This is a genomic window from Mucilaginibacter mali, from assembly GCF_013283875.1.
Taxonomy (GTDB): domain Bacteria; phylum Bacteroidota; class Bacteroidia; order Sphingobacteriales; family Sphingobacteriaceae; genus Mucilaginibacter; species Mucilaginibacter mali.
The window spans coordinates 3,542,513-3,567,161 of the sequence record NZ_CP054139.1 but is presented as its reverse complement, the minus strand read 5'-3'; the positions used below and the strand labels follow the sequence as shown (position 1 = coordinate 3,567,161).

The 24,649-nt window shown below is 45.0% G+C and carries 23 protein-coding genes; 16 read left to right on the top strand and 7 right to left on the bottom strand.

The annotated features are described in order from the left end of the window. Positions 1-57: 57 nt before the first annotated feature. The 6 genes from HQ865_RS14870 to porN all read left to right on the top strand — a co-directional run bounded on the left by HQ865_RS14870 (position 58) and on the right by porN (position 6,913). Positions 58-1,023, top strand: a complete 966-nt coding sequence (locus HQ865_RS14870; protein ID WP_173415648.1) for a DUF4271 domain-containing protein — start codon at positions 58-60, stop codon at positions 1,021-1,023. A 29-nt stretch (positions 1,024-1,052) separates the two neighbouring features. Next, positions 1,053-1,811, top strand: coding sequence for a uroporphyrinogen-III synthase (locus HQ865_RS14865; protein WP_173415647.1), 759 nt, complete (start codon positions 1,053-1,055; stop codon positions 1,809-1,811). Between the two features lie 284 nt (positions 1,812-2,095). After that, entirely contained in the window at positions 2,096-3,427 is a 1,332-nt protein-coding gene (porK, locus tag HQ865_RS14860; RefSeq protein ID WP_173415646.1) for a T9SS ring complex lipoprotein PorK/GldK, read from the top strand. A 54-nt stretch (positions 3,428-3,481) separates the two neighbouring features. Beyond that, complete coding sequence (gene porL, locus HQ865_RS14855) at positions 3,482-4,294, top strand: type IX secretion system motor protein PorL/GldL (RefSeq protein WP_173415645.1); 813 nt, start codon at positions 3,482-3,484, stop codon at positions 4,292-4,294. A gap of 44 nt (positions 4,295-4,338) precedes the next feature. Further along, positions 4,339-5,868 carry a type IX secretion system motor protein PorM/GldM gene (porM, locus tag HQ865_RS14850; RefSeq protein ID WP_173415644.1) on the top strand — a complete coding sequence of 510 codons (1,530 nt, stop codon included), beginning with the start codon at positions 4,339-4,341 and terminating at the stop codon, positions 5,866-5,868. A 7-nt stretch (positions 5,869-5,875) separates the two neighbouring features. Next, a complete protein-coding gene (porN, locus tag HQ865_RS14845; protein WP_173415643.1) occupies positions 5,876-6,913 on the top strand; it encodes a type IX secretion system ring subunit PorN/GldN in 1,038 nt (345 codons plus the stop codon). Between the two features lie 172 nt (positions 6,914-7,085). Here porN and uvrC read toward each other — a convergent pair whose 3' ends face one another. The 3 genes from uvrC to porW form a co-directional block, all read right to left on the bottom strand. Continuing rightward, a complete protein-coding gene (uvrC, locus tag HQ865_RS14840; RefSeq protein WP_173415642.1) occupies positions 7,086-8,882 on the bottom strand; it encodes an excinuclease ABC subunit UvrC in 1,797 nt (598 codons plus the stop codon). A gap of 118 nt (positions 8,883-9,000) precedes the next feature. Then, the gene (locus HQ865_RS14835; protein WP_173415641.1) at positions 9,001-11,256 is read right to left on the bottom strand and encodes a penicillin-binding protein 1A; all 2,256 of its coding nucleotides are present in this window, start codon (positions 11,254-11,256) and stop codon (positions 9,001-9,003) included. A gap of 3 nt (positions 11,257-11,259) precedes the next feature. Continuing rightward, positions 11,260-14,142, bottom strand: coding sequence for a type IX secretion system periplasmic lipoprotein PorW/SprE (porW, locus tag HQ865_RS14830; protein WP_173415640.1), 2,883 nt, complete (start codon positions 14,140-14,142; stop codon positions 11,260-11,262). Positions 14,143-14,277: 135 nt separating this feature from the next. Here porW and HQ865_RS14825 point away from each other — a divergent pair, with 135 nt between their 5' ends. The 8 genes from HQ865_RS14825 to atpG all read left to right on the top strand — a co-directional run bounded on the left by HQ865_RS14825 (position 14,278) and on the right by atpG (position 20,132). After that, positions 14,278-14,499 carry an AtpZ/AtpI family protein gene (locus HQ865_RS14825; RefSeq protein ID WP_173415639.1) on the top strand — a complete coding sequence of 74 codons (222 nt, stop codon included), beginning with the start codon at positions 14,278-14,280 and terminating at the stop codon, positions 14,497-14,499. Next, positions 14,496-14,882 (top strand): hypothetical protein, encoded by a 387-nt coding sequence (locus HQ865_RS14820; RefSeq protein WP_173415638.1) that lies wholly within the window; start codon positions 14,496-14,498, stop codon positions 14,880-14,882. Before HQ865_RS14825 ends, HQ865_RS14820 begins: the two co-directional genes overlap by 4 nt. A gap of 80 nt (positions 14,883-14,962) precedes the next feature. Next, complete coding sequence (gene atpB / locus HQ865_RS14815; protein ID WP_237073476.1) at positions 14,963-15,985, top strand: F0F1 ATP synthase subunit A; 1,023 nt, start codon at positions 14,963-14,965, stop codon at positions 15,983-15,985. Positions 15,986-16,042: 57 nt separating this feature from the next. Further along, positions 16,043-16,282, top strand: coding sequence for an ATP synthase F0 subunit C (gene atpE / locus HQ865_RS14810; protein WP_449406805.1), 240 nt, complete (start codon positions 16,043-16,045; stop codon positions 16,280-16,282). A gap of 104 nt (positions 16,283-16,386) precedes the next feature. Then, on the top strand, positions 16,387-16,881 hold the full coding sequence (atpF, locus tag HQ865_RS14805) for a F0F1 ATP synthase subunit B (protein WP_173415635.1): 495 nt from the start codon (positions 16,387-16,389) through the stop codon (positions 16,879-16,881). A gap of 97 nt (positions 16,882-16,978) precedes the next feature. Beyond that, positions 16,979-17,527: an ATP synthase F1 subunit delta gene (atpH, locus tag HQ865_RS14800; protein ID WP_173415634.1), complete on the top strand. Its 549-nt coding sequence runs from the start codon at positions 16,979-16,981 to the stop codon at positions 17,525-17,527. Between the two features lie 28 nt (positions 17,528-17,555). After that, positions 17,556-19,130, top strand: a complete 1,575-nt coding sequence (gene atpA / locus HQ865_RS14795) for a F0F1 ATP synthase subunit alpha (protein WP_173415633.1) — start codon at positions 17,556-17,558, stop codon at positions 19,128-19,130. A 108-nt stretch (positions 19,131-19,238) separates the two neighbouring features. Further along, on the top strand, positions 19,239-20,132 hold the full coding sequence (gene atpG / locus HQ865_RS14790) for an ATP synthase F1 subunit gamma (RefSeq protein WP_173415632.1): 894 nt from the start codon (positions 19,239-19,241) through the stop codon (positions 20,130-20,132). A 175-nt stretch (positions 20,133-20,307) separates the two neighbouring features. Here the strand turns inward: atpG and HQ865_RS14785 are convergent, their stop codons facing one another. Further along, entirely contained in the window at positions 20,308-20,748 is a 441-nt protein-coding gene (locus HQ865_RS14785) for an SRPBCC family protein (RefSeq protein WP_173415631.1), read from the bottom strand. Positions 20,749-20,994: 246 nt separating this feature from the next. Here HQ865_RS14785 and HQ865_RS14780 point away from each other — a divergent pair, with 246 nt between their 5' ends. Then, the gene (locus HQ865_RS14780; RefSeq protein ID WP_173415630.1) at positions 20,995-21,870 is read left to right on the top strand and encodes a DUF4349 domain-containing protein; all 876 of its coding nucleotides are present in this window, start codon (positions 20,995-20,997) and stop codon (positions 21,868-21,870) included. Between the two features lie 66 nt (positions 21,871-21,936). Beyond that, on the top strand, positions 21,937-22,128 hold the full coding sequence (locus HQ865_RS14775) for a hypothetical protein (protein ID WP_173415629.1): 192 nt from the start codon (positions 21,937-21,939) through the stop codon (positions 22,126-22,128). A 75-nt stretch (positions 22,129-22,203) separates the two neighbouring features. Here the strand turns inward: HQ865_RS14775 and HQ865_RS14770 are convergent, their stop codons facing one another. From HQ865_RS14770 to gldB, 3 genes are all read right to left on the bottom strand, one after another. Further along, complete coding sequence (locus HQ865_RS14770; protein WP_173415628.1) at positions 22,204-22,665, bottom strand: DUF6265 family protein; 462 nt, start codon at positions 22,663-22,665, stop codon at positions 22,204-22,206. Between the two features lie 74 nt (positions 22,666-22,739). Continuing rightward, positions 22,740-23,537: a helix-turn-helix domain-containing protein gene (locus HQ865_RS14765; RefSeq protein WP_173415627.1), complete on the bottom strand. Its 798-nt coding sequence runs from the start codon at positions 23,535-23,537 to the stop codon at positions 22,740-22,742. Positions 23,538-23,573: 36 nt separating this feature from the next. Further along, a complete protein-coding gene (gene gldB / locus HQ865_RS14760) occupies positions 23,574-24,611 on the bottom strand; it encodes a gliding motility lipoprotein GldB (protein ID WP_173415626.1) in 1,038 nt (345 codons plus the stop codon). Between the last annotated feature and the right edge of the window lie 38 nt (positions 24,612-24,649).

Below are 24,649 nucleotides of genomic sequence, written 5' to 3'. Positions count from 1 at the left end.
AATACTAATTGCTTACCTTTGCAAGCGTAAGTCAGTTTGGCCGATATAGTCCTCCGTATGCGTTTATTAGTGCTGTGTGTTTTTTGTTTAACCCTTTGCCTGCAGGCTTTAGCACAGGATACCGGTGCAATTCAGCAGCCCGATACTAACCGTTATCATCGCCCCGGCAATCATGTTATCGATTCGGTAGCGGCGGCAATGGCTGCCCGGCAAAAGTTTATCGACGATTCGGTGGCCACGCAGTATATCCGGTACCCCGATTCTAACCGCGTCAATATGCTGATGGTTGCCATTTTAAAGGATAGCAATCTGGTATATCACGGCTATGGTTTTTTGGATGTCCACTTTAAATCAACCAGTATAGTTAAGGAGGGGAGCGCCCGCCAGCAACGCGACCCCTGGATCATCGGGGTTATTGTTGTACTGGTGCTCTATACCGGCATTGTGAACATGGTGATGGATAAGGATATCGCCATTGTATTTCATTCGTTTTATAACAAGCGGTCGGTGCAGGCCGGTAAAGAGGAAAGCCTGCTCAATTCGCGCGCTTTTTTGGCCCTGTTTGTTTTATTCGGGCTAATATCGGGCTTGTTTATTTACCAGGTATCGGTAGTAAAAGGCAGGTATTATCCCATATCAGGCTTCCAGCTATTTGTTTCGTTATCAGTTATTATCGTGGTGCTTTTCGCGCTTAAATTATTGGTGTTAAGGCTCATCGGTTTTATTTTTGATGTAAACAAAGTAGTAGGCGAATATATCTCTATCCTGTACCTTACCTATTTTAACATCGCCTTTGTTTTTTTGCCTTTAACATTGTGCTTTTGCCTGTTGCCGGCAAAGTTTGCCCCGGTTATTTTGGGCGTGGCGCTTGTTTTAACCATTGTGATATTTGTGTGGCAGTACCTGCGAAGCAGCGTAAATATAATTTCGAATTTTAGATTTCATAAATTTTATTTATTTATCTATCTTTGTGCCCTCGAAATTTGCCCTGTTTTGATATTAATAAAGGCGCTGAATATATAGTATCAGGTAAACGTTAGAAGAAACATAAGTTGGAAGATAGAAAGAAAAAGGTTAAAAGCATCCTGGTTACCTTGCCCAAGCCAGAGAACGATAAGAACCCTTATACCGAACTGGCTAAAAAGTATAACCTGAAGATAGATTTCAGGTCTTTTATCCATGTTGAAGGTGTACCTGCCAATGTTTTCCGTAAAGAGAAAATTAACCTGGCCGATTTTACAGCCGTGATATTTACCAGCCGCAACTCGGCCGATCATTTTTTCCGTATTTGCGAAGAAATGCGCTTTGAGGTGCCGGTAGATATGAAATATTTCTGCCTGACAGAAAATATCGCGCTGTACCTGCAAAAATATATCCAGTACCGTAAGCGTAAGATCTTCTTCGGTAAACAAACCGCTGCCGATCTGGCCGAGGTATTGAAGAAGCACCACGCCGAAAAATTCCTGTACCCGTGCAGCGATGTTGCAGCCGAGGAAACCCAGAAGTTTTTGCTGGATAACGGTTACAATTTTACCCCCGCGGTATTGTTCCGTACCGTATGCAGCGACCTGAGCGACCTGGCCGAGGTGTTTTACGATATCATCGCGTTCTTTAGCCCAAGCAGCATCCAGTCGCTATATAAAAACTTTCCCGATTTTAAGCAGAATAACACCCGCCTTGCAGCCTTTGGTGCAACTACGCACAAAGCCCTGCTTGAAGCCGGTTTGATATTGGACATCCCTGCCCCAACGCCTAATGCCCCATCCATGACGATGGCTATTGAGCAGTATATCAAGCAGGTAAACAAATAGCAAAAATAAACCAGTGGGCTGTAGTAAGATACAGTCTTTTTCAATCGATATTTTAACATAGCCGAAACTTATTTTCGGCTATGTTCGTATAAAGCCGTAACGTAACTGCGGGTTTAGTGCTAATATATAATTTGGCAGATGGACACAATAAATTGCTATTTATTTTGTTCTTTTTAACGATATCCTGCCAATTAATAAAACATTTTTATAATTTAATTACTCAAAATTAATATATTCGGGGGCTAATTAATGCTATTGCGTATTTAATCGATTTGATTTTTAAAATGAAGCAGATATACTTTCTATTAGTGCTACTGGTGTGTGCGGGTATGTATGGGTGCGGACCCAAAGGGGCCGATGCCAGCAGAGGGGAGATCAGGCCACCGGCACAAAGATCATTCCGTGCCGAAATACCTTACGGAATGGTTTATATACCCGGCGGATCTTTTTTAATGGGACAAACAGATCAGGATGTAACCTTTGCGCAAATCACTCAAAACAAGCAGGTTACCATCGCCCCTTTCTTCATGGATCAAACCGAGATCACCAACGCGCAATACAAAATGTTTGTAACCTGGGTGCGCGACTCGATAGCCATTACCAATTACCTTAACGACGACTCTTACTACATTAAGCCTAAAGGTGCTGCTGCAAATGCGCAGGCAACCCACAAATACATCGATTGGAATAAAGTTTCGCGCAACCCTATCTGGCGTAACGCTAAAGGCAAAGTAAACCCTAATTTGGGTAAATTGCAGGGTATGTTTTACCAGGGCGATGACCGTGTTTTCGACCGTGATGAAGTGGATGTACGCCTGTTAAAGTACAATTATTCTACACTGATCTTACGCGACGCGGCCAATTACCGCAACGATAAAACCAAAAAACGTTCTGATTTCATCCTGCGCGATACCGTTCCGGTTTACCCGGATACACTGTGCTGGCTGGGCGATTTCTCGTACGCCGCCAACGAACCGATGGTGCAGGGCTACTTCTCGCACCCGGCCTATCGTAACTACCCTGTTGTGGGTGTTACCTGGCGGCAGGCACGTGCCTTCAACATTTGGCGCTCACGCTATAACGATGCTTATAAAGATAAAATTGGTCAGTCAAAATCGCACCGCCAGCCATATTCGCTGCCAAACGAGGGCGAGTTTGAATACGCTGCGCGTGGTGGCAGGATAGGTACCGATTACCCATGGGGCGGCCCTTATATTAAAAACGCCAAAGGCTGTTTAATGGCCAATTTCAAACCCGGCCGTGGTAATTATACCGATGACGGTGGTACTTATACCGTAAACGTACGCTCGTATTTCCCTAACGATTACGGCTTGTATAACATGGCCGGTAACGTAGCCGAGTGGACAAGTTCAACTTTCGACGAATCGGCACCATCTTTTGTGCATGACTTAGCCCCAACCTACAGTGTTGAAGCAAAGGCTACCGATCCGGAAGTGTTGAAACGTAAAGTAGTAAAAGGTGGCTCGTGGAAGGATATAGGTTATTTCCTGCAAAACTCATCACGCACCTTCGAATACCAGGATTCTGCTAAATCGTACATCGGGTTCCGTTGCGTTTCTTCGTTCCTGGGCCGCGATATTAAAGACAGGCGCTAATCTTTATCATCAGTAGTTTAAAAACTTAATCAAAAATACTTTTCAAAAAATTTTATGGCTGGCAAAAAGAAACTTACTGCTACGAGAGTTTTACACACGCTGATATCATGGGGGGCGAGTGTGGTTATTATTGGTGCAATGATGAAAATATTGCACATGCACGGAGGTGATACATGGATAGAGGCGGGTTTAATAACTGAAGCAGCCCTGTTCTTTATTACCGGCTTTGTTGCACCCGGCGAAGATTTGGCATGGGAACGTGTGTATCCTGAACTTCGCGACGATTATGATGGCGAACTGCCAGCATCATCGGCAAAAAGCATTGGTGGCGGATCTGCTCCATCATCAACAGCAGCATTAGATAAGATGCTGGCTGATGCTAAAATTGGCCCGGAACTGATAGGTAGCCTGGGCGATGGCTTACGTAGTTTCGGTACTACCGTATCGTCAATTTCAAAAGTTGCCGATGCAGGTATGGCTACTAACGAATTTGCAGCGAGCATGAAATCGGCAAGCGCAGGCTACCAGAGCCTGAGCGTAGCGTTCGAGAAGGCTTCGGCCAACCTTAGTGAAATGGCTAACTCTAACATCGATTCGAAAGCTTACCACGATCAGGTGAATAGCTTAGCCAAAAACCTGTCCGCACTTAACGCCGTATACGAATTGGAGTTACAGGATTCGAGCGCGCACCTGAAATCGATGAACAAGTTCTACTCTAACCTGGATCTTACCATGCGCAACTTTAACGAGTCGATGGAAGATTCGAAACAGTTTAAAGAAGAAGTTGGCCGTTTAGCTAAGAACCTGGCATCGTTAAATTCGGTTTATGGTAATATGTTATCGGCAATGAACCAGCCACGCACCTAATACAAAGTTTTAGTATTTACATCATAAAGTAACATTGATAAGGAATGGCCGGAGGTAAAGAAACAACTCGTCAAAAATTGATCAACATCATGTATTTGGTGCTGATCGCTATGTTGGCATTAAACGTATCCGATTCTGTATTGAACGCGTTCAGGAACCTGCGCAACAGCATGGACACTGCTAAAAATAATTCGCAGGCAAGTTTGGATCAGCTGTTTTCTACATTCGAATCAACAAAACTAAAAGAATCGCCTGTAAGGGCTAAGCCTATTTTAGATACCGCTAAAATGGCAAAGGGATATGCTGATGATCTGAATAAATATGTAGAGGATCTGAAACAGCAAATGATAAAAGAGGGTGAAGATATTGACACCTTGACGAAGGATGTGACCAAACGTTCGGACCTGGATATTACTCCACGTATGATGATAACTGAAGGTAAGGCGAAGGTTTTGAAAGAGAAAATTTTAGACACCCGTCAAAAACTGATCAGCTTGTTAAATACTAAAGATCAGGGAAGTGTCACCTTTACCCTTAACGCCGAAGACCAGAAGATCGGTGGTAAAGTTACCTCATGGGAAGATGCCAACTTTGGCGACGGCACGCCACTAACAGCGGGCTTAACTGTATTAACAAAGATACAAGCCGATACCAAGAATGCCGAGACCGAGATCGTTAAAAAGATCTTTGGCAAGATGGATCAGGCTTTGGTAACGCTTGATAAATTTAATGCGGTAGCCGTGGCGCCAAGTAGCTATGTAATAGCAGGGCAACCTTATACCGCGGAAGTATTCCTGACAGCGTCAGATTCAAAATCAAATCCCGTAGTGGCTGTAGGTGGTAGTATTTTACCAACAACTGAAGGTAAAGGTAAATACACTGTAGTAACCAGCAAAGAAGGGATTTATACCTGGACAGGCACCGTTACCGTTAAGCAAACAGACGGTACTTCGAAAACATACAACACAGGGCCACAAACTTACCAGGTTGCCAAGCCATCGGCTGTAGTATCGCCCGATAAGATGAATGTACTATACATCGGCGTTCCAAACCCGATATCGGTATCTGCCCCGGGTATAGCTAAAGAAAAACTGAAAGTGAGCATTGAAGGCGGTGAATTATCTGGTTCGGCCGGGCATTATACCGCTACCGTTAGCAATATCGGCAAGGCTACCGTTACTGTATCCGGCGATATTGGCGGTGGTAAGGTACAGGTGTTGGGTAGTACCGAATTCCGTACCAAACGCATTCCGCCTCCTATACCGCAATTTGCAGGAAAAACCACGGGTACTACAAGTTCAGCTAATATCAAGTCGCAGGATAGGATCTTTGCCGAATTAAAAGGTTTTGACTTCGACGCTAAATTTAACGTTGTACGCTTTAACCTGCTGGTAATTAAACCAAGGCAGGACCCTATTCAGAAAACCGGCAACAGTGGTTTATTATCGCCCGATATTAAGGCGGCTTTAAACACCGTTACGCCCGGTACTACTGTAGTATTTACAAACATTATCGCCGTTGGCCCCGATGGGGTGCAACAAGATATAGGCGGTATCGTATTATCAGCTAATTAAGAAGCATATGAAAAAGAAGCTTTTAATTATTTTACTTTGCACCCTTAGTGTGGCAGCTTTTGCACAAAAGGCTAAGCCAAAGGCTGGTGCAAAAACACCGGGCAAAAAAACAACTGCTCCTAATAAAAACGCCGGGATAAAAAACGCCGGCTCAACCACGCAGCAGGCTGCTAATAATAACGCGGCTAATAAACCGGTGCCACCGCCTGTACAGCAACAGCCATCGGTAACCGATACTACCAAAAAGCAAGCTGCCGTGCCGGCCAAACCTTTTGAAAGGCCGCTGGATGGTTATTATAAGAAATCCAATATCCTGAGTGCGCGTGTTACGCCTTACGCAAACCTTCGCGAATCGGATGTGGTGTTTTCTAAACGCCTTTGGCAGGAGATAGATGTGCGCGAGAAATCAAACACTTACCTGGCTTCGCCAAAATCGAGGTTGATAGATGTGCTGATGGATGCCGTTATGGCCGGTGAGTTAACCGCTTATGACCCGAACCCGACCAAAGATGATCCGGGAGGCGACATGTTCACCAAACCCTTAAAACCCGAAGAAGCTAAAGGCCGCATGGCAGATAGTTCGCTGGTGGAAAAACGCGACTCGCTTAATAACGTAATTAAAAGCAACATGGTAGCCGGCGAATTTAATCCGGATAGCATCGTGCGCTTCAGGATAAAGGAAGACTGGATGTTTGACAAACAACGTTCGGTATTTGAACCCCGTATTATTGGTATCGCGCCGTTGATCAAACCTAAAGCTACTCCGGGCGTTGAACTTGACCTGCAACCGGCATTTTGGATCTACTTTCCTGAGGCCCGCCAGGTATTGGCTACTAAAGAAGTGGTGAACCGCGACAACGATGCCACCGGCCTTAGTTTCGATGACGTGTTTATGAAACGCCTGTTTACTGCCTATGTGGTAAAACAATCGAACAATAAAGACGAACGTATCAAGGATTACGCCCAAGGGATTGATCGCTTATACGAATCGCAACGCATTAAGAAAACTTTAATGGACTGGGAATTGGATTTGTGGCAGTATTAATTTGCCTGAACAAAATTACAAAAACGGCCCCCGAATTTCGGGGGCCGTTTTGCTTTCCAACCCGTCATTGCGAGATACGAAGCAATCTCTACGTATGTATCGGCCTTTGTTATCTGATCTAAGTGTGTAGAGATTGCTTCGTATCTCGCAATGACAGGTTGGGTTGGAGTAGTTACTGTGCCTTAAAGTACTCCATTATCGCCTTAGCCTGCTTTAGATTAGCCGCTTCCAGCAATTCTTCCTCGGTAGCTTCACGCACTTTTTTTACAGATTTAAAGTATTTCAGCAGTTTATCCGCCGTTACTTTACCAATGCCGGGTATAAGGTGCAATTCGGTGGTAAGCGTCCCTTTATCGCGTTTTTTGCGGTGGGCGGTAATGCCAAAGCGGTGGGCTTCATCACGCAGTTGCTGAATGATCTTTAGTGTTTCCGATTTTTTATCTAAATACATCGGGTACTGATCGCCGGGGTAGAATAATTCCTCAAGCCGCTTAGCGATCCCTATTATGGTTACCTGTGTTTCTATACCCAGCAATTTCAGGCTTTTCATGGCCGACGATAATTGGCCTTTACCCCCGTCGATAATGATCAACTGGGGCAACGCTGTCCCTTCATCCAGCATGCGGCGGTAGCGGCGGAAAACAGCTTCTTCCATCGTCGCGAAGTCATTAGGCCCTTCAACCGTTTTTACGTTAAAGAAACGGTAATCTTTTTTAGATGGTTTAGCGTTTTTAAATACCACAATAGCTGATACCGGGTACTTACCCTGAAAGTTGGAGTTATCAAAACACTCGATATGGCGCGGCAGCTGGTTCATACGCAGGTCCTTCATCATCTGCGTTAGCAGGCGGTCGGTGCGCACATCCGGGTTTAGTTTTTCATACTGATCGATACGTTCGGTCTTGAAGAAGATCACGTTCTTTTGCGATAGATCGAGCAGCTTTTTCTTTTCACCCAATTTAGGCACGGTAAACTTAATAGCCGGGTCATCCAGTTCAATATCAAACGGAACAACGATCTCTTTCGATTGGCTGTTAAACCTCGACCGAAATTCGGTTATGGCAAATGTGAGCAATTCTTCGTCGCTTTCGTCCAGTTTCTTCTTTAGTTCGATGGTTTGGGTTTGCGTAATAGTGCCGTTCATCACTTTCAGGAAGTTGACAAAGGCATACTTCTCTTCGGACGCGATGCTAAATACATCCACATCAGTAATTGATGAGTTCACCACTGTCGACTTGCTTTGATAGTTCTCCAGCACATCAAACTTGTTTTTTAAACGATGGGCCAGTTCAAAATCAAGATTGGCGGCAGCCGCGTCTATTTGGGCTTTCAGTCCCTTTACCACTGCCCCGGTTTTACCGTTCAGTATGTTGGTGATCTCTTCCAGGTTTTGCTGATAGTCTTCTTCTGTCTGATAGTTTTGGCAGGGCCCCTTGCAGTTGCCCAGCTGATATTCTAAACAAACCTTAAACTTGCCTGCATCAATATTCTGGCGGGTGAGTGGCAGATTGCAGGTGCGCAGGGGATAGGTTTCACGTATCAGGTCCAGTATGGTATGCATCATCCCCACCGAGCCGTAAGGGCCAAGATATTTTGAGCCATCACGAATGATCTTGCGTGTCCAGAAAATGCGGGGGAAGTTTTCGTTCTTAATAATGATCCAGGGATAGGTTTTATCGTCCTTTAGATTGATGTTGTATCGCGGCTGATGCTTCTTGATCAGGCTGTTTTCCAGCAGCCAGGCGTCAATCTCGGTATCAACAATGGTAAAGGTGATGTTGCGGATCTTGGATACCAGCACCCGCGTTTTACCGTTGAACTGCGTATCCTTATTAATAAAGTACGATGCCACACGATTGCGCAGGTCTTTAGCCTTACCAATATACATCAACTCGTTATTGCTGTCCCAGTATTGGTAAACCCCCGGCTTGTGCGGTATCTTCTTTAAAGCTTCCCTGTAATCAAACATTTTTTGTCATTAGTCATTGGTCATCGGTCATTAGTTTGACCTTGACTGCTGACTTTTAGTTTACGACTTCAAACTTCTGCTCCCCGACATCCGATCTTCCCGACTTTTCGGATTTTCATCAAAACCCCAATTTTTTATCGGGCGCGGCTGGTGATGCAGGCTGGCCAGTTTGCGCCTGGTTATAAACACTACAATCGGTTACGATTTCCACGCCGTTTTGGGGTTTTACAAAGTCTACATTCTTCTTAATTCCCAGCGCCGGGTTTGCGTACACCTTTTGCATATATAAGGCAAATATAGGCAATGCCGAATTGGCGCCCTCGCCCTGCGATGTGCTGCGGAAGTGAATATCGCGGTCTTCGCAACCTGTCCATACGCCGGTAACCAGTTGTGGTGTTATGCCGATGAACCAGCCATCGGAGTTGTCGTTGGTAGTACCGGTTTTACCGCCAATTGGATTATTCAGATTGTATTTATAGCGTAAACGTACACCTGTGCCTTCTTCAATTACACCTTTCAGCATATAGGTCATCACGTAGGCGGTTTGCGGATTTAGCACCTGCTTAACAGGCGTATGTTGTGTATATAGCACGTTTCCGTTTTTATCCTCGATACGAAGCAGCCAGGTCGGCTGTGTCCAAATGCCCTGGTTGGCAAATATGGTATAAGCGCCTGTCATGTCGAAAACGCTGGCATCAAATACGCCCAGGCAAATAGACGGATATGGTTGCACCTGAGTGGTTATGCCTGCTTTTTTTATCAGTTCCATAACGGGCACCGGGCCAATTTCCTTCATCAGGTGGGCGGTTATCCAGTTTTGCGAGTGGGCCAATGCCTGGCGCAGGGTTAGCATACCGGGTATGGTTTCCTTTGGTCCCGACCGTGGGCACCATGGGGCGCTGCCGGGGGTGTAGATAGTATCGGGTACGTTGTTTACCTGCCTGCACGGCGAATCCCCATTTTCCATCGCGACAGAATAGGTAAACGGCTTGGCTGTCGATCCAACCTGCCGCGCGCCCTGTTTCACCTGGTCGTATTTAAAATGTTCGAAGTTGATACCGCCCACCCACGCTTTGATGTGCCCTGTAACAGGGTCCATACTCATCATAGCGTTGCGCAGCAACAGTTTATTGTATACTATCGAATCGATAGGTTTCATCACCGTATCTATCTTGCCGTGCCAGGTAAATAATTGCAGAGAGGTAGGCGTGTTGAAATCCTCACGGATATCTTCATCGGTTTTATCCTGATCCTTTAAAAAGGCATAACGGTCAGATCGTAGCATCCCCTGCCTGATCAGCAGATCGTAATTATGTATCGACTTAGATAATTTTACCCCACGCCATTGCTCGTTAAACTGTGCCTGCAGGTTGCGCATATAAGTAGCCTGCGCTTCTTCGGCATATTTTTGCATATCGGCATTAATGGTAGTGTATATTCTCAATCCATCACGGTCAAGGTCATATTGGGTGCCATCAGGTTTAACTATACCGTTATCCTTTAATATCTTCCTGATCTCATCCTTAACCGTTTGACGGAAATAAGGCGCTAACCCTTCGTTATGATCGATCCGGTGAAATTTAAGGCCCAGCGGCTTTGCACGGTATTCGGTTACCTGGCCATCGCTTAAAAAGCCTTCATCGGCCATACGGCCCAGTATAAAATCGCGGCGGTCCTGCGAGCGTTTAGGATGCCTGATAGGCGAAAAGAGGGCAGGGGCATTTACCATACCTACCAATACGGCAGCCTGATCGGGCGTTAGCTTATCGGGCGTGGTACTGAAATACGTTTGAGCAGCCATTTTAATACCAAACGTATTGTAATCGCCAAAACTAACGGTATTAAAATACATGGTAATGATCTCTTCCTTGGTATAATGGCGTTCCAGTCGCACAGCGGTTATCCATTCTTTTAGCTTTTGTATAAAACGCTTAGCCTTATTATGCGATCGTTCTGAATACAGGTTAAGCGCCAATTGCTGTGTAATGGTACTACCTCCTTGTTTTTTACCTATCATGTTATACAAAACGATGGTAAAAACGCGGTTAAAATCGATACCCGAGTGCTTGTAAAAGCGGGTATCTTCCGTCGCTACCAGGGCGTGCACCAGGTTGGGCGATAGTTCTTTATAAGTAACCGGCGAACGGTTTTCCCAATAGTACGAGCCTAATGGCCTGGTTCCATCATCAGACAGTACCTCGCTGGCCTGGTTGCTTTTGGGGTTTTCCAGATCGCGGAAAGATGGCAGCGGCCCGAACAAACCAAGGCCTACCGCTACAAACAGCAGTACAACAATGGCAAATCCGCCGATAACGATCTTCCAGATAAAGCGGTTATATCTTCTTATATCTTGTTGTGCAAGCTTAACAATCATGTACTAATAATTTTTTTGATAGAAGTCTATATAGCTGTCTAACGTTTTTTTGTCGGCTAATTTATCCAGATTTTCCTGTGTTATGATAAAAAACGTGTATTTATCTGCCGGCACCTTCATTATCTGCGGCATCAGCGGGATAATGGCCCGGGCATAATTCTTTACAGCAGTTATATTATTAAAGCGGCCTACATAAACCAGTTGGTTGTTATCGCCGGCATTTTTTAACTGGTGCGATATCCCGGTGCCCTGGTAATTTGCCCTGTTAAACTGCCCGATGCCAAAACGTGATGACGACAGGTTGACCGTACCCGTACTTACATTTACCACAAAATAGTAATTGGTACTATCTTTTAACGAAAATATGCTTTTAACCGCCGGTGCCGTTGGCGTTACGGACGGGTTGCCCGGTGCCGGGTTTGTAGCGGCTGGTGGCTGCGTATTATTAACAACCGGGTTATTTACCGGTGGCGGAACCTGTTGTTGTGTTACCGGGTTATTATTTGCAGGCGGAGTAATGGTTTGTTTTACCGGCTGCTGGTTTTGTACCACCGGTTTTTGTTGCGGCTGATTTTGCACAGGCGCTTTAACCACTGGTTGCGATGGAACCGTTGCCGGGATAAAAGGTTCTTCGGATGGATCATTATCCATCAGCGCGAACTCGCGGGCCGACATTTTGGCCTTGTTTTCCTCGAGGTATACAATATGCTGGTTAATAAGCGGGGTGATCAGCCTGTCGTTCGGGTACTTTTGGGTAATGGCCAGCAGTTCGCTGCGGAACGGATCGAACTTTTCTTTATGGCCATTGGAGATAGCACGCAGGTAATTCAGTTGGGCGGCAAATTTACTGCCGGGATATACCCGCAGCAGGCTATCGGCCTTATTGATCACATCGGCATATTTTCGTTTGGCATATAAATCGTAAACCTGGTTATAAAGCAGGTTAAAGCCGGCATCCCTGTCATCAATCCGTTTACTATAATCAGGATCGGTGATCACCTGCGCGTATATGCTCGAAGCATAATCTTTAAGTAAGCGGTTTTTATATTCATCGGCCCTAACCGCGTTACCGGTTTCAAAATACAAACGATACAGGCTATAAAACACGGCCGGCTTGTTCGGGTCGTTAGGGTAGCGGGTGAGCAGGGTTTGATAAGCCTCTATAGCTTCCTTTTTATCATCCAGGATATCGCGGTAAAAATTAGCGATATCGGTATAGGCATTATAAACCCGCTGGTTAGATTGATCTAATTTCTGCGGCGTAAGCGGCAGGTTTTGCAGTAATTCCTGCTTATAGTTATTAGAAGAGATCTCATCAACCGTTTTTGAATTTGCCGGTGTAGCTACAGCGTCCGGATCGGCGTTTTGGAATTGGGTTGGCGTGGCGGCTACAGCATCGCCGCTGATGTGCCTGCTGCGGCGCCAGTTATCCTCCAGCTTGCGGTTACCCCACACCCGTTTAAAACTGGCATAGCCATTGGCTATAGATGCCGAATTATAAAAATAAAAACTGCTGGTACCCGTTGCCGAACTGCCACCGGCTGCAATGCTGTTGGTGTAAGCATTATTTAAAGGATCGATAGCAGAAGCCGATGCCTGCAGTTGCTGGGTGTGACGGTTCACCATTTCTTCAATACGCGCGTTGCGGTCTTTCTCATCCAGTTTGGCCAGTGTTTGCAGGGTGTCTTCGTGGCCAATGATCTGCAGGCGGTCGGCCAGCACCTGCAGGTTGTTGTTCTTTTTTTGGATCTGCGTATAATCAGGATAGGTGGGCGAGAGGTTAAGCAGCGTACTATCGTAATATTTTTTGGCCTTTACATAATTGCCCTGATTTTTAAAGCTGATATCGGCCAGGCGTAAATAGGAGAGGCCCTTTTGGTTTTGATTTTTAGTGCTGTACCTAACCGATAGCTGGAAGTTTTTTATCGCGTTATCAATATCGTTGCCGGCCAAATAAAGCAGGCCGATCTGGTAATAGATCTGGTCGGTAAAATCAACGTTCTTATCATCGCGCAGCAAACGCTTTAACCTTTCCATACGGGTAAGGCTGCGGTTGGCGTGTTCGTCTTCCAGGCGTATGCGGTTCAGATCGGCATTAAAAGCCATCTCGAACGAGGCATTGCTTTTTACAACCTTGCTGTAGTTTTGATAAGCATCCTGTTGTTCACGGTTCAGTTCCTGTAGCTGGGCAAGTATAAATGTACGGCGCAGGCGTTCCTGCTTGGTATTGGCATATTTTACGGCCAGTTTGGCCATGGCTTCGGCATCGGTATACTCGCCCATGTTCATGTGGTATTGCAGGGCTGTACCGTAAACATCGCCGGTAATACTTTTTTTAGGGTTCACATTTTTAATGGTCGAGTCGATCAGTTCCTTAGCCTGATCCATTTGGTTAAGGTAGATGGCCGACCGTGCCTGCCATACCCGGGCTTCCTGCACCAGGGCCTTTTGTTTTGGAAAGGAAAGGGTAACGTACCTGAAAAACTCTATCGCGTTAAAATAATGGCCGTACAAATGATTGGCCTTGCCCAAAACCAAATAGGCATCGCCTATATAATGGCTTTGTTCTTTTACGCTGATAATGGTATTGGCTTTGGTAATGGCGGCTTCCAACTCCTTATCAACAGCGTTGTTAGGGTGTGCGGCGGTATCCTGGTAAACGCTTAACAACTGGTTGTAAGCATCAATATAACTGGTTTGGTAAACTTCCTGCTTTTGGCGCAGCAGATCGTTGGCATTAAACAGGATGTTATAATGCGCGGTGAGGTTTTGCATAGTGCGGTTAAAGCCGCTCTCTTTTTCTAAAGAACAGCCAATGGCCAGCAACGATGCTAAAACTGTAAATGCTAAATATCTAAAACTATATAATGTAGAAGCGCGCTTCAAATACTTTGTTGTTAAAGGTTAATGTGCTTTGCTAAAACGGCCTGTTGCAGGTATAATTGTCTATTGTCAGCTGCTATTTTATAAAAGTATTGCTAATTTACTAAATAGTACCGGAACGGTTTAATAAATTTGCACATGGCTAAAAATGAACAGGATGATCTGGGCAACGAAGGCAGGGCTTATGCTAAGTTTACCGGGCTTGCCTTCCAAATGATCGCTATTATCGGGCTGATGGCTTATGCCGGCTATAAAATAGACCAGTCGGCCGGGCACCAAACCAAGTGGGTTACAGCGGCTATGTCGCTGGCTGGTGTATTTATATCTATGTACCTTGTTATACGCGCAGTAAAAAATTGAAGATCTCCGACACCATTATCCGTTACCTGGTATTTGTGCTATTGATAGCCATACCGCCTGCTGTATTAATATACACCGGCCAAACCGAATATATTATTGTTAAATTTTGGTTATTATTTGGTTATTTATCGGCATTAACGTTTATAGTAATTATGACAGTGCTGCTTGTGCAGCAAAAAAATGCCGAATCATACGCCCCGGCGTTCCTTGCGGCAACTACGTTAAAGATACTGGGCACATTGTTTTTTGTGCTGATTTTCCTGCGAAAAAACCATGTAATGAAGCTTAGTTTCGCGGCCGATTTTTTTTATGTATATTTCTTAAACACGGCCTTTGAAGTTTATGGTTTGTTGCGTAACTTGCGCAACCAAAATTTAAGGTAGAAAACTTCATTTAGATGTATAACAGCTCGATTTTGAACTTAAAAAATTTTAAACTTTCGCTCTTTTGTGCCTTTTTTGTGATGCTGGCCGCATTTCCGGTTCGCGGTTTCTCTCAGGAGGAACATGCCGAAGGCGCAAAAAAAGAACCTGATGTTAAAGAGATAATTTTCGAGCACATCGGCGATTCGCACCGCATTACCATCCTTGGCGATCTGTCAATTCCGCTTCCTGTAATATTATTTACTGATAAGGGCCTGGAAATATTTTCTTCAGCTAAAGTAAAAGAAAGTGAAGAAGGCGCTCATGAAGTTTACCAGGGCACACATTACGCTTACGCTTTAGAGAAAGATAAGATAAAAGTAGTAGACGCTGCAGGTAAGGTTGATGAAGAAACCACCAAAAAAGTGTGGGACTTTTCCATCACCAAAAACGTAGCCAGCATGTGGATGGGTATGCTCATTTTGATCGTTGTATTTGGCAGTATGTCAGCCGCTTATAAGAAGCGTGAAGGCAAGGCGCCTAAGGGCATGCAGTCATTCCTTGAGCCTCTTGTGCTGTTTGTGCGCGATGATGTGGCTATCCCAAACATTGGTGTAAAGCATACTAAATATATGCCCTTGCTGCTTACCATCTTCTTCTTTATTTTAATAAACAACCTGCTTGGTTTAATCCCTATTTTCCCGGGCGCGTTTAACCTTACAGGTAATATCGCGGTTACGCTTACTTTATCAGTTATCGTATTATTAGTTACCAATTTCAGCGGTAATAAATATTATTGGAAACATATCTTTTTACCGGATATCCCATTTTGGCTGTATCCTATCATGATCCCGGTAGAGCTGATCGGTATCATTTCTAAGCCATTTGCTTTGATGATACGTTTGTTTGCCAACATTACAGCCGGCCACATTATCGTATTGAGCTTAATATCGCTTATCTACATCTTTAAAACAATGTGGATGGCCACCGTATCAGTACCGTTTGTAGTGTTTATGGATTGTATAGAGCTATTGGTAGCATTCCTGCAGGCCTTTATCTTTACTATGCTGGCAGCGCTGTTTATCGGTATGGCTGTTGATGACCATAGCCACGCGGCACACTAAAATTGAATTATTAATTATATTATATATACACGTTTAAATTAACAAACAATGATTGGAATGATCGGAATGATCGCACAGGCCGCAGTAGCTGCAGGTGTTTCAGGTAAAATTGGCGCTGTAGGTGCTGGTTTAGCTGTAATTGGCGCTGGTATCGGCATTGGCCAAATCGGTGGTAAAGCTGTTGAAGGTATTGCCCGTCAGCCAGAAGCTGCTTCTAAGATCCAAACTAACATGATCATCGCTGCGGCCCTTGTAGAAGGTGTTGCACTGTTTGCCGTGGTAGTTGCCCTGATGTAATATCAGGCACCAGAAAAATTAAAGCATAGCACCGGAGCGGTTGGCCCCGGGCTATGTTTTAAAAACTTAAAATTTGAATTATAAGATAGCTATATAAAGTAATTATGGATATTGTTCAACCCGCGATTGGTTTAGTTGTATGGACGCTTGTTTCGTTCGTTATCCTGTTGATCATTTTACGCAAGTTTGCCTGGAAACCAATTTTAGGTGCTGTTAACGAGCGCGAGCGTAATATTGAAGAAGCCCTGTCTAAAGCAGAGGCTGCTAAAGAAGAAATGTCGCGCCTGACCAACGAGAACGATGCGTTGTTAAAACAAGCCCGTGCCGAGCGTGATGTAATTTTAGCTGAAGCTAAAAAGCTGAAAGACCAGATTGTTGGCGAAGCTAAAGAAGCTGCACAGGCAGAAGGCGCCCGTATGATAGAGAACGCCCGTATCGAGATCAACAATCAGAAAGCTATCGCTATGGCTGATGTGAAAAACCAGGTAGCCAGCCTTTCTATCGAGATTGCCGAGAAGATATTACGCAAACAGTTTGAAGATGCTAAAAAGCAGGACGAACTGGTAAGCGACCTATTAAAAGAAGTGAAATTGAAGTAGAGTGATTGGTGAATAGTGATCAGAGAATAGTGAGTAGGTCATACTTACTAACTGCTCACTCATTCAACTACTCACTACTCACAACTAAATAAAAAGCATGTCTGAATTAACAGTTGCCACCAGGTACGCCAAATCGTTGATTGACCTTGCACAGGAGCAAAACTCGCTGGAGCCGGTTAAGGCCGATATGGACTTTTTTATAAAAACCCTGAAAGCCAATAGCGAGCTGCAGGCTGTTTTGCGCAACCCTATTATCGCGCACGACAAAAAGAAGAAGATACTGGATGCTATTTTTACCGATAAGGTAAGTAAAGTTACCACATCGTTTTTCCATATCATGGTAAACAAAAGCCGTGGCGAGATCTTATATCCAACCGCGCAGGAGTTTGTGAACCAGTACAATGTGATCAAAAACATTATTAACGCTACGGTTGTAAGTGCCGCGCCTTTATCGGCAGAAAACTTGCAAAAACTGACAGCCGAGGTGAAAGCCGTTACCGGTGGTAATGTGGTATTGCATGCCAAAGTTAACCCCGATCTTATCGGCGGCTTTGTATTGACCGTTGGCGACCGCCAGATCGATACCAGCGTAAGCAGCAGTTTAAAAACAATTAAGAAAGATTTTGCCCAAAGGGTAGTACAATAATTAAAACTAACACTTAATAAAGTAACAAATGGTAGAGGTTAGACCAGACGAAGTATCGGCAATCCTGCGTCAGCAGTTGTCGGGCTTTCAGTCAGCAACTCAGTTAGAAGAAGTAGGCACCGTATTACAGGTGGGCGACGGTATTGCCCGTGTTTACGGCTTAACTAAAGTACAATCAGGTGAGCTGGTTGAATTTGACAACGCGTTACAAGGTATCGTATTAAACCTTGAAGAAGACAACGTAGGTGTGGTATTGCTGGGTGCTTCGGACGGTGTTAAAGAAGGTGATACTGTAAAACGTACCAACAAGATCGCTTCGATCAAAGTTGGCGAAGGTATGCTGGGCCGTGTGGTTAACACACTGGGCGAGCCTATCGACGGTAAAGGCCCTATCGCTGGCCAGACTTATGAAATGCCATTAGAGCGTAAAGCTCCGGGCGTTATCTACCGTCAGCCGGTAACCGAGCCGCTGCAAACCGGTATCAAAGCTATCGACGCGATGATCCCGATCGGCCGTGGCCAGCGTGAGCTGGTGATCGGCGACCGTCAAACCGGTAAAACCGCGGTTTGTATCGATACCATCATCAATCAAAAAGAATTTTACAATGCAGGCCAGCCTGTAATTTGTATATATGTTGCTTGTGGTCAGAAAGCTTCTACCGTTGCGAACATCGTTCGTACACTGGAAGAGAACGGCGCTATGGCTTACTCTATCGTAGTAGCCGCTAACGCTTCAGACCCTGCACCAACCCAGTTCTTCGCGCCATTTGCAGGTGCCGCCATCGGCGAGTACTTCCGCGATACCGGTCGCCCTGCACTGATCATCTATGATGACCTTTCTAAACAAGCTGTTGCTTACCGTGAGGTGTCGTTGTTATTACGTCGTCCACCGGGCCGTGAGGCTTACCCAGGTGACGTGTTTTACCTGCACAGCCGTTTATTAGAGCGTGCCGCTAAGATCAACTCTAACGATTCTATCGCCCAGGCGATGAACGATTTGCCCGAGTCTATCAAGCATTTGGTAAAAGGTGGTGGTTCGTTAACCGCGCTTCCGATCATCGAAACACAAGCAGGTGACGTATCGGCTTATATCCCAACCAACGTGATCTCGATCACCGACGGTCAGATCTTCCTGGAGTCGAACTTGTTTAACGCGGGTGTTCGTCCGGCTATCAACGTAGGTATCTCGGTATCGCGTGTAGGTGGTAACGCCCAGATCAAATCGATGAAGAAAGTATCAGGTACTTTGAAACTTGACCAGGCACAATACCGCGAGTTAGAGGCTTTCTCTAAATTCGGTTCAGACCTGGATGCATCTACCAAGAACGTACTGGATAAAGGTGCCCGTAACGTAGAGATCCTGAAACAAGGCCAATATTCGCCGGTAACGGTTGAAAAACAGGTAGCTATTGTTTACGCTGGTACCAAGAACCTGATGCGTAGCGTACCGGTTAACAAGATCAAGGAATTTGAAGCAGAATACACCAGCCAGCTTGAACTGCGCCACCCTGAAGTATTAGCAGGTTTAAAAGCAGGTAAACTGGACGACAACATCACCGGCGTACTGGAAACAGTAGCTAAGGAGTTGGCAGGGAAATATTAACGTGCAGATATGCAAATGTGCGAATGTGCAGATGCATATCTTCATGAATTAATTAACAGATAAGTCAATTTGCATATTTGCACATACGCACATTTGCACATTTAGAACATGGCTAATTTAAAAGAAGTAAGAAACAGGATAAAGTCGGTAAGCTCAACGCAGCAGATCACCAAAGCTATGAAAATGGTTTCGGCTGCTAAGTTAAAGCGTGCCACTAATGCCATCGTAGCTTTGCGCCCTTATGCTACCAAGCTAAAGGAATTGCTGGGCAACCTATCGGCCAGTTTGGAAGATGGTTCATCGCCATATTTGCAGGAACGCGAACCGGTACGTGTACTGGTGGTAGTTGTTACCTCAAACCGTGGTTTGGCCGGCGCGTTCAATGCTAACGCTATCAAAACCGCCAACAACATGATCGCTGAGAAATACAGCAAACAACTGGCAGCGGGTAACGTATCTATTGTTGCTATCGGTAAAAAATCGCAGGAGTTTTACGAGCGTCGTAAGTACAACGTAATTGGCAACAATAACGAGGTGTATAGCGCGCTTAACTTCACCAACGTATCTAAAATTACCGAAGCCATTATGGAAGGCTTTGTGAATGGTAAATACGACCGTGTAGAATTGGTGTATAACCAGTTCAAGAACGCGGCTATGCAGATCCTTACTACCGAACAATTATTACCTGTACCAAAAACACAGGCTACGGCTAATAAAGATGCTAAACCGGCCAGCAATATCGACTACATCCTTGAGCCATCGCAAGAGGAGATTGTTGAGCAACTGATCCCGAAAAACATCAAGATCCAGCTTTACAAAGCGGTGCTTGATTCGCACGCTTCGGAGCACGGTGCACGTATGACCGCTATGGACAAGGCTACCGATAACGCCGGCGAACTGTTAAAGTCGCTGAAATTATCGTACAACCAGGCCCGCCAGGCAGCCATCACTACCGAGCTGACCGAGATCGTGAGCGGCGCGGCTGCGTTATCAAACGGCTAATCATAATCTAAATAGCAAAATCCAAAGCCTCGTTCGCATTAGCGGATGGGGCTTTTTTGGTTAGATAAACACGTCATTCTGAGCGATAGCGAAGAATCCCCGACAGGCAGGTCGTCCCTGCATGTCCGCTCTGCCAATTTGAGATTCTTCGCTATCGCTCAGAATGACGATGTGGTTAGTTGTTGGAAATACCCTCCAACAACTTCTTCATACCCTCCAACACCTTCCCCCAATTCTCTTTCATGTGCTCTACCCCGGCTTCGTTTTCAATCCCATCCTGCGTGATGCTCACCTTGCTGCCATCGCCTTCGGGTTCAACCTCGTAATAAACGTTTACATAATTTTCGGGTTTATCGGCTTTGCCGCTCATGCCGCTCCAGTAGGTGGTATGCAATTTTTTAAAGGGGATCACATCAATGATCTGGCCTTTGTCTTTGTAGCTTTTGCCTTCCCACTCGCCGGTGTAGGTGATATCGCTGCCCAGTTTCCAGTCGGATGTTACGGTGGTGCCGAACAAGTATTGCTTGATCAGTGCCGGGTCTGTAAAAGCCTGCCAAACGCTGGCTACGTGCGCGTTGATGTGCTTAGTAACAGTTACACTTAATTTGCCTGCCATAATATTAGGTATTATTGATTATTATACTGATTAACTTTTGGCAAGCCAAATGGTTCTGCTGATGACAAAAAAACTGGTCTTTGTCCACGGCCCACTTAATAATTGTAACAATTTATTTTACAATGATCCAGGGTTACATTTATCGTGTTGCGGGTATCAATTAAAAAATAAGAAACAACACACTCCGAAATTAAAGCCGGCCGGCAATTTTAAAAGGGTGAACTAAAACCACTTAAAACTGTCATCATGAAAACAAAAATTTTAATGGCGCTGCTGGCCGGCACCACACTGTTTGCCGCGTGCAAAAGCGGAAGTACCGGGCATTATGAAGTAACAAGTTCCTCAGCCGATTCGGCTACTATAGGAAGGTCAGCGGCAGATTCGGTCGCCATTCCCAAACTTATTAAAACTGCGGATATAAGATTTAAAGTAAAAAGCGTTGAAAAAACCAGCACAGATATATCTGCCCTTACCACGCAATACCAAGGAATGGTAATGCACCACCAAATGAACTCGCGCGCCGAAAAAAGTAATGATGTGCGCGTAAACAGCGATTCTGTTATGCGGGTTACCGCGCTAAATATATCGGCCGATATGACCGTAAAAGTACCTTCTGAAAATTTGGAAGAATTCATGGACAAGGTGGCGGCAATGGGGCTTTATGTAGATCAGCGAAAAATGGATATTGAAGACCGCACCCTCGATTACCTGTCGAACAAATTGAAAATGAATAGTCGCCGGGATATCATAGCGCAACAAAAGAAAGGTAAGGTGGTGATCAAGCATGCCGCTGATGTACTTTTGTTAAAAGATGATATTATTGACCAGCAGATAGATAACAAGCGTGTTGATGAAGCAGTGAGGTATAGTATGGTGAACTTGAACCTGTACCAAAGCAATATCATCAAGAAGGAAATAATTGCCAATGATGACCCATCGGCTTATGGTCTACCATTTTTTAACCGTTTAGGCCTTGCGTTAAACAACGGCTGGTATATATTTAAGGAAATTATCATTGGCTGTGCCAACTTATGGACGCTGATAGCTATAGCGATAATTATTTGGCTGATCATTCGCCGCTACAGGCTAAAAGGTGGTATAGTTAGTGATACAAGTGCATAAAATATTAAAACAAATGCCACTTATTTGTTAAACATTTTTATTTTTGCACAAACAAAATTTAACAACATGAGCCACTCAGCAGAAGAAGCAAACGCAACCCGCCACTATGTATTGTTAACTATCGCCATCATCATCGGCATAGTAGGTGTATACTTCCGTTTTGCAGGCGATTCGTTCATGTATACCAGCATCTCAAACGTGATTTTTATCATTGGTATCCTGATCGCGCTGAAAGCCGTGTTTACCATAATGAAGTAAGCAGCATTTGCTCATAAATAAAACAAGAAGCGCGATGGAGTTCCATCGCGCTTCTTGTTTTACTACGGCTCTCTGTTATTTCAATCGCTCAAAATTATAAGCAATATTTTTGCCATTGCCTGATATGCTGGCATTGATGCGGCTACCAATCAGTTGATAAGCTATTTTTTTAGGGAAGTCATGCTCGGGGTTTTCGCAGACAAAGCCATCGGCAGTAATAGTGGTCATTTTAAAGTATACCGGTTCGGGGTTACCGCTAACATCGGCCACATAAAATATATCGCCGCCCTTTATTACTATCGATAGTTTCTCTACAAAGGCAGTATCGGTGCCCCGCATGGTAACGCCCTTGCCGGTAAGTTTGGCGGGGGATGTAGCCACCCACGTTTCGGTGCCACTTTGGCCGGGTTTGCTGTTGCTGCGTTTCCAGGTACCGCACAGCCATTTCAGCTTTTCAAATTCTTTACTGGTATTCTGCTGACTGTAAACCTGCGATGTAAATAATAGCGCGGCAATAATGACGAATAATTTTTTCATGTTATGTAATGGTTTTCAGCAAAGATACCCCCGGCACTAACGCCGGTATTGTATAAACCCGACCTCAATAATCTTTATTTATTCAGAAAGAAATTGGCCATATTATCGGCATCAAAGTAGTAGGCCGATGGGTCTTCGCCGGTAAAGGCTTTAAAATCGCGGATAAAGTGAGATTGATCGTAATAGCCGGCCTGGTAAACCACATCGGCCCATGAGGCGCTTTTGCTTTGTACAATTTGGAAGATATAATTGAAGCGAATGATGCGGGCATAGTACTTTGGCGTTAAGCCTACATATCTTTTAAAAAGGCGTTCCAGCTGGCGTTCGCCAATGCATGCGGCTTCAGTCATTTCTTTTACGGTAACCATACCGTTTTGTTTAAAAATAAGATCGATAGCAGCAGTAACCGGCGTGGTAGTAACCGAATGAGATAAGGGGAGCAGCCAGGTGTCAAACGCTTCCTTTACTTGTTGTTCATCTTCAAACTGAAGCACGATATCTTGTAGCTGTTGTAAGGCCCGGTTCGGTATAGTGTCAAGCGTGACAACCCTATCGGTATAATCGCTCATCTGTAATCCGAAAAGCTGTGTCAGTGCGGCAGGTTTCAGTTTAATGGCTATCATTTTAGCCTTGCCGGTATTCTCTAAATAAAAGTAATTGCCGATCTGCCCGGCCAGCAAGTGCCGGCCCTGTGTTTGCCATTGCCCGCTGATATTTGCACGGTAAAGATCGCCGTAATGAAATATCAGTTCGGTAAAACCGTCGGGAATGATCTTTTCTGTTTGGATGGCCGGGTCATCGCTTTCCACCATCCAGTAACATTCTATCAGTTGTTCAAGCTGTGGATGAGGCTGTATGCGGATGTAACTCATGGCGCGGCGATCTATTGCAAATATAATGACCCATTATCATTTCGGCCGATACTTCGATCCTGTCAAGATCTTCTGGGCGTCGTCCATTGCCATCAGTTGTGGCAGGGTAACATCGGGGTTCTTATCCATGTATTGTCTCACGATCTGCCAGCCGGTCCATACGCCCAGCTTCGGTGCCGATTCGTTGCGTTCGCCAAGTCCGGGGGTGAATGGCGCTTCGCTGATGTATTTGTCAAGCTTTTGGGCGTCGCTTTCGTACAATAGGTTTTCTTCCATAAAGTATCCCCAAATGTTAGATTTAAAGTCTTCGCACCATTTCATTTGCGCGGTGGTGTAGCCAATTTTGGTGGTGTCGGCCACATCGGGCAGCACCTGGTCCATAAAGTACATCACCTTGCCGGCGTAGATCATTTTATCCAGCAGGGTTTTATGCGTATCAGGTTCGGGGTACATGTCTTCACGAACAATGCCTTCAACTACCCGTGGCGCGATGTTGCCGGGCGTGAAGCGGCGGGTAATGTAGCGGGGGAGTATTTGCACCAGTGCCGGGTAAAATCGTGAATCGGCACCTAAAAACATATCCAGCCCAATTGCAAAATAGCCATCGCCAATGCTGGTTTGCGCCTGGAAGCCCGAGAGATAGGCATACACTTTTGGCAACTCCTTTTTAGGGAAATAATATTTGATGCGGCGAAAGGCATCTGTTAATTCGGCCTCCTCATTATCAAGATTGGGATACACCGAATCTACATCGTGTTTTACGTTTGCATAATCTTTTGTGGCTAATATTTGGCGTAGTTTGGCAAAATAAGCGGTGTCTTTAATACTACCCAAAGGCAAAATACGTTCAATAAAATCCTGGTAGAAGGCACCGTATTTGCGTTGCATGTAAAGGGCCTGTTCGGGCATGGGCTTTTTGGCCATGTCGTTCAGATCATGATCAAAGCGTTCGATCTTAACATCGACATGGATATTGCTCACATCTACTTTTTTACCTTGCTTACAGGACACCAGCAGGATGCAGGTGATAAAAATTAAGTAAATTTGCTTTGATTTGTCGATGCCTCGTATCATATTTATGCTTTCGGCAAATTTATAGTTTTTGGGCTGCA

Bases quoted from the DNA above. Each gene is read 5' to 3' on its own strand.
- HQ865_RS14870 (WP_173415648.1), top strand. From the start codon at position 58: ATGCGTTTATTAGTGCTGTGTGTTTTTTGTTTAACCCTTTGCCTGCAG.
- porK (WP_173415646.1), top strand. From the start codon at position 2,096: ATGAAGCAGATATACTTTCTATTAGTGCTACTGGTGTGTGCGGGTATG.
- porL (WP_173415645.1), top strand. From the start codon at position 3,482: ATGGCTGGCAAAAAGAAACTTACTGCTACGAGAGTTTTACACACGCTG.
- porM (WP_173415644.1), top strand. From the start codon at position 4,339: ATGGCCGGAGGTAAAGAAACAACTCGTCAAAAATTGATCAACATCATG.
- porN (WP_173415643.1), top strand. From the start codon at position 5,876: ATGAAAAAGAAGCTTTTAATTATTTTACTTTGCACCCTTAGTGTGGCA.
- uvrC (WP_173415642.1), bottom strand. From the start codon at position 8,882: ATGTTTGATTACAGGGAAGCTTTAAAGAAGATACCGCACAAGCCGGGG.
- HQ865_RS14835 (WP_173415641.1), bottom strand. From the start codon at position 11,256: ATGATTGTTAAGCTTGCACAACAAGATATAAGAAGATATAACCGCTTT.
- HQ865_RS14825 (WP_173415639.1), top strand. From the start codon at position 14,278: ATGGCTAAAAATGAACAGGATGATCTGGGCAACGAAGGCAGGGCTTAT.
- atpB (WP_237073476.1), top strand. From the start codon at position 14,963: ATGCTGGCCGCATTTCCGGTTCGCGGTTTCTCTCAGGAGGAACATGCC.
- atpE (WP_449406805.1), top strand. From the start codon at position 16,043: ATGATCGGAATGATCGCACAGGCCGCAGTAGCTGCAGGTGTTTCAGGT.
- atpF (WP_173415635.1), top strand. From the start codon at position 16,387: ATGGATATTGTTCAACCCGCGATTGGTTTAGTTGTATGGACGCTTGTT.
- atpH (WP_173415634.1), top strand. From the start codon at position 16,979: ATGTCTGAATTAACAGTTGCCACCAGGTACGCCAAATCGTTGATTGAC.
- atpA (WP_173415633.1), top strand. From the start codon at position 17,556: ATGGTAGAGGTTAGACCAGACGAAGTATCGGCAATCCTGCGTCAGCAG.
- atpG (WP_173415632.1), top strand. From the start codon at position 19,239: ATGGCTAATTTAAAAGAAGTAAGAAACAGGATAAAGTCGGTAAGCTCA.
- HQ865_RS14785 (WP_173415631.1), bottom strand. From the start codon at position 20,748: ATGGCAGGCAAATTAAGTGTAACTGTTACTAAGCACATCAACGCGCAC.
- HQ865_RS14780 (WP_173415630.1), top strand. From the start codon at position 20,995: ATGAAAACAAAAATTTTAATGGCGCTGCTGGCCGGCACCACACTGTTT.
- HQ865_RS14775 (WP_173415629.1), top strand. From the start codon at position 21,937: ATGAGCCACTCAGCAGAAGAAGCAAACGCAACCCGCCACTATGTATTG.
- HQ865_RS14770 (WP_173415628.1), bottom strand. From the start codon at position 22,665: ATGAAAAAATTATTCGTCATTATTGCCGCGCTATTATTTACATCGCAG.
- HQ865_RS14765 (WP_173415627.1), bottom strand. From the start codon at position 23,537: ATGAGTTACATCCGCATACAGCCTCATCCACAGCTTGAACAACTGATA.
- gldB (WP_173415626.1), bottom strand. From the start codon at position 24,611: ATGATACGAGGCATCGACAAATCAAAGCAAATTTACTTAATTTTTATC.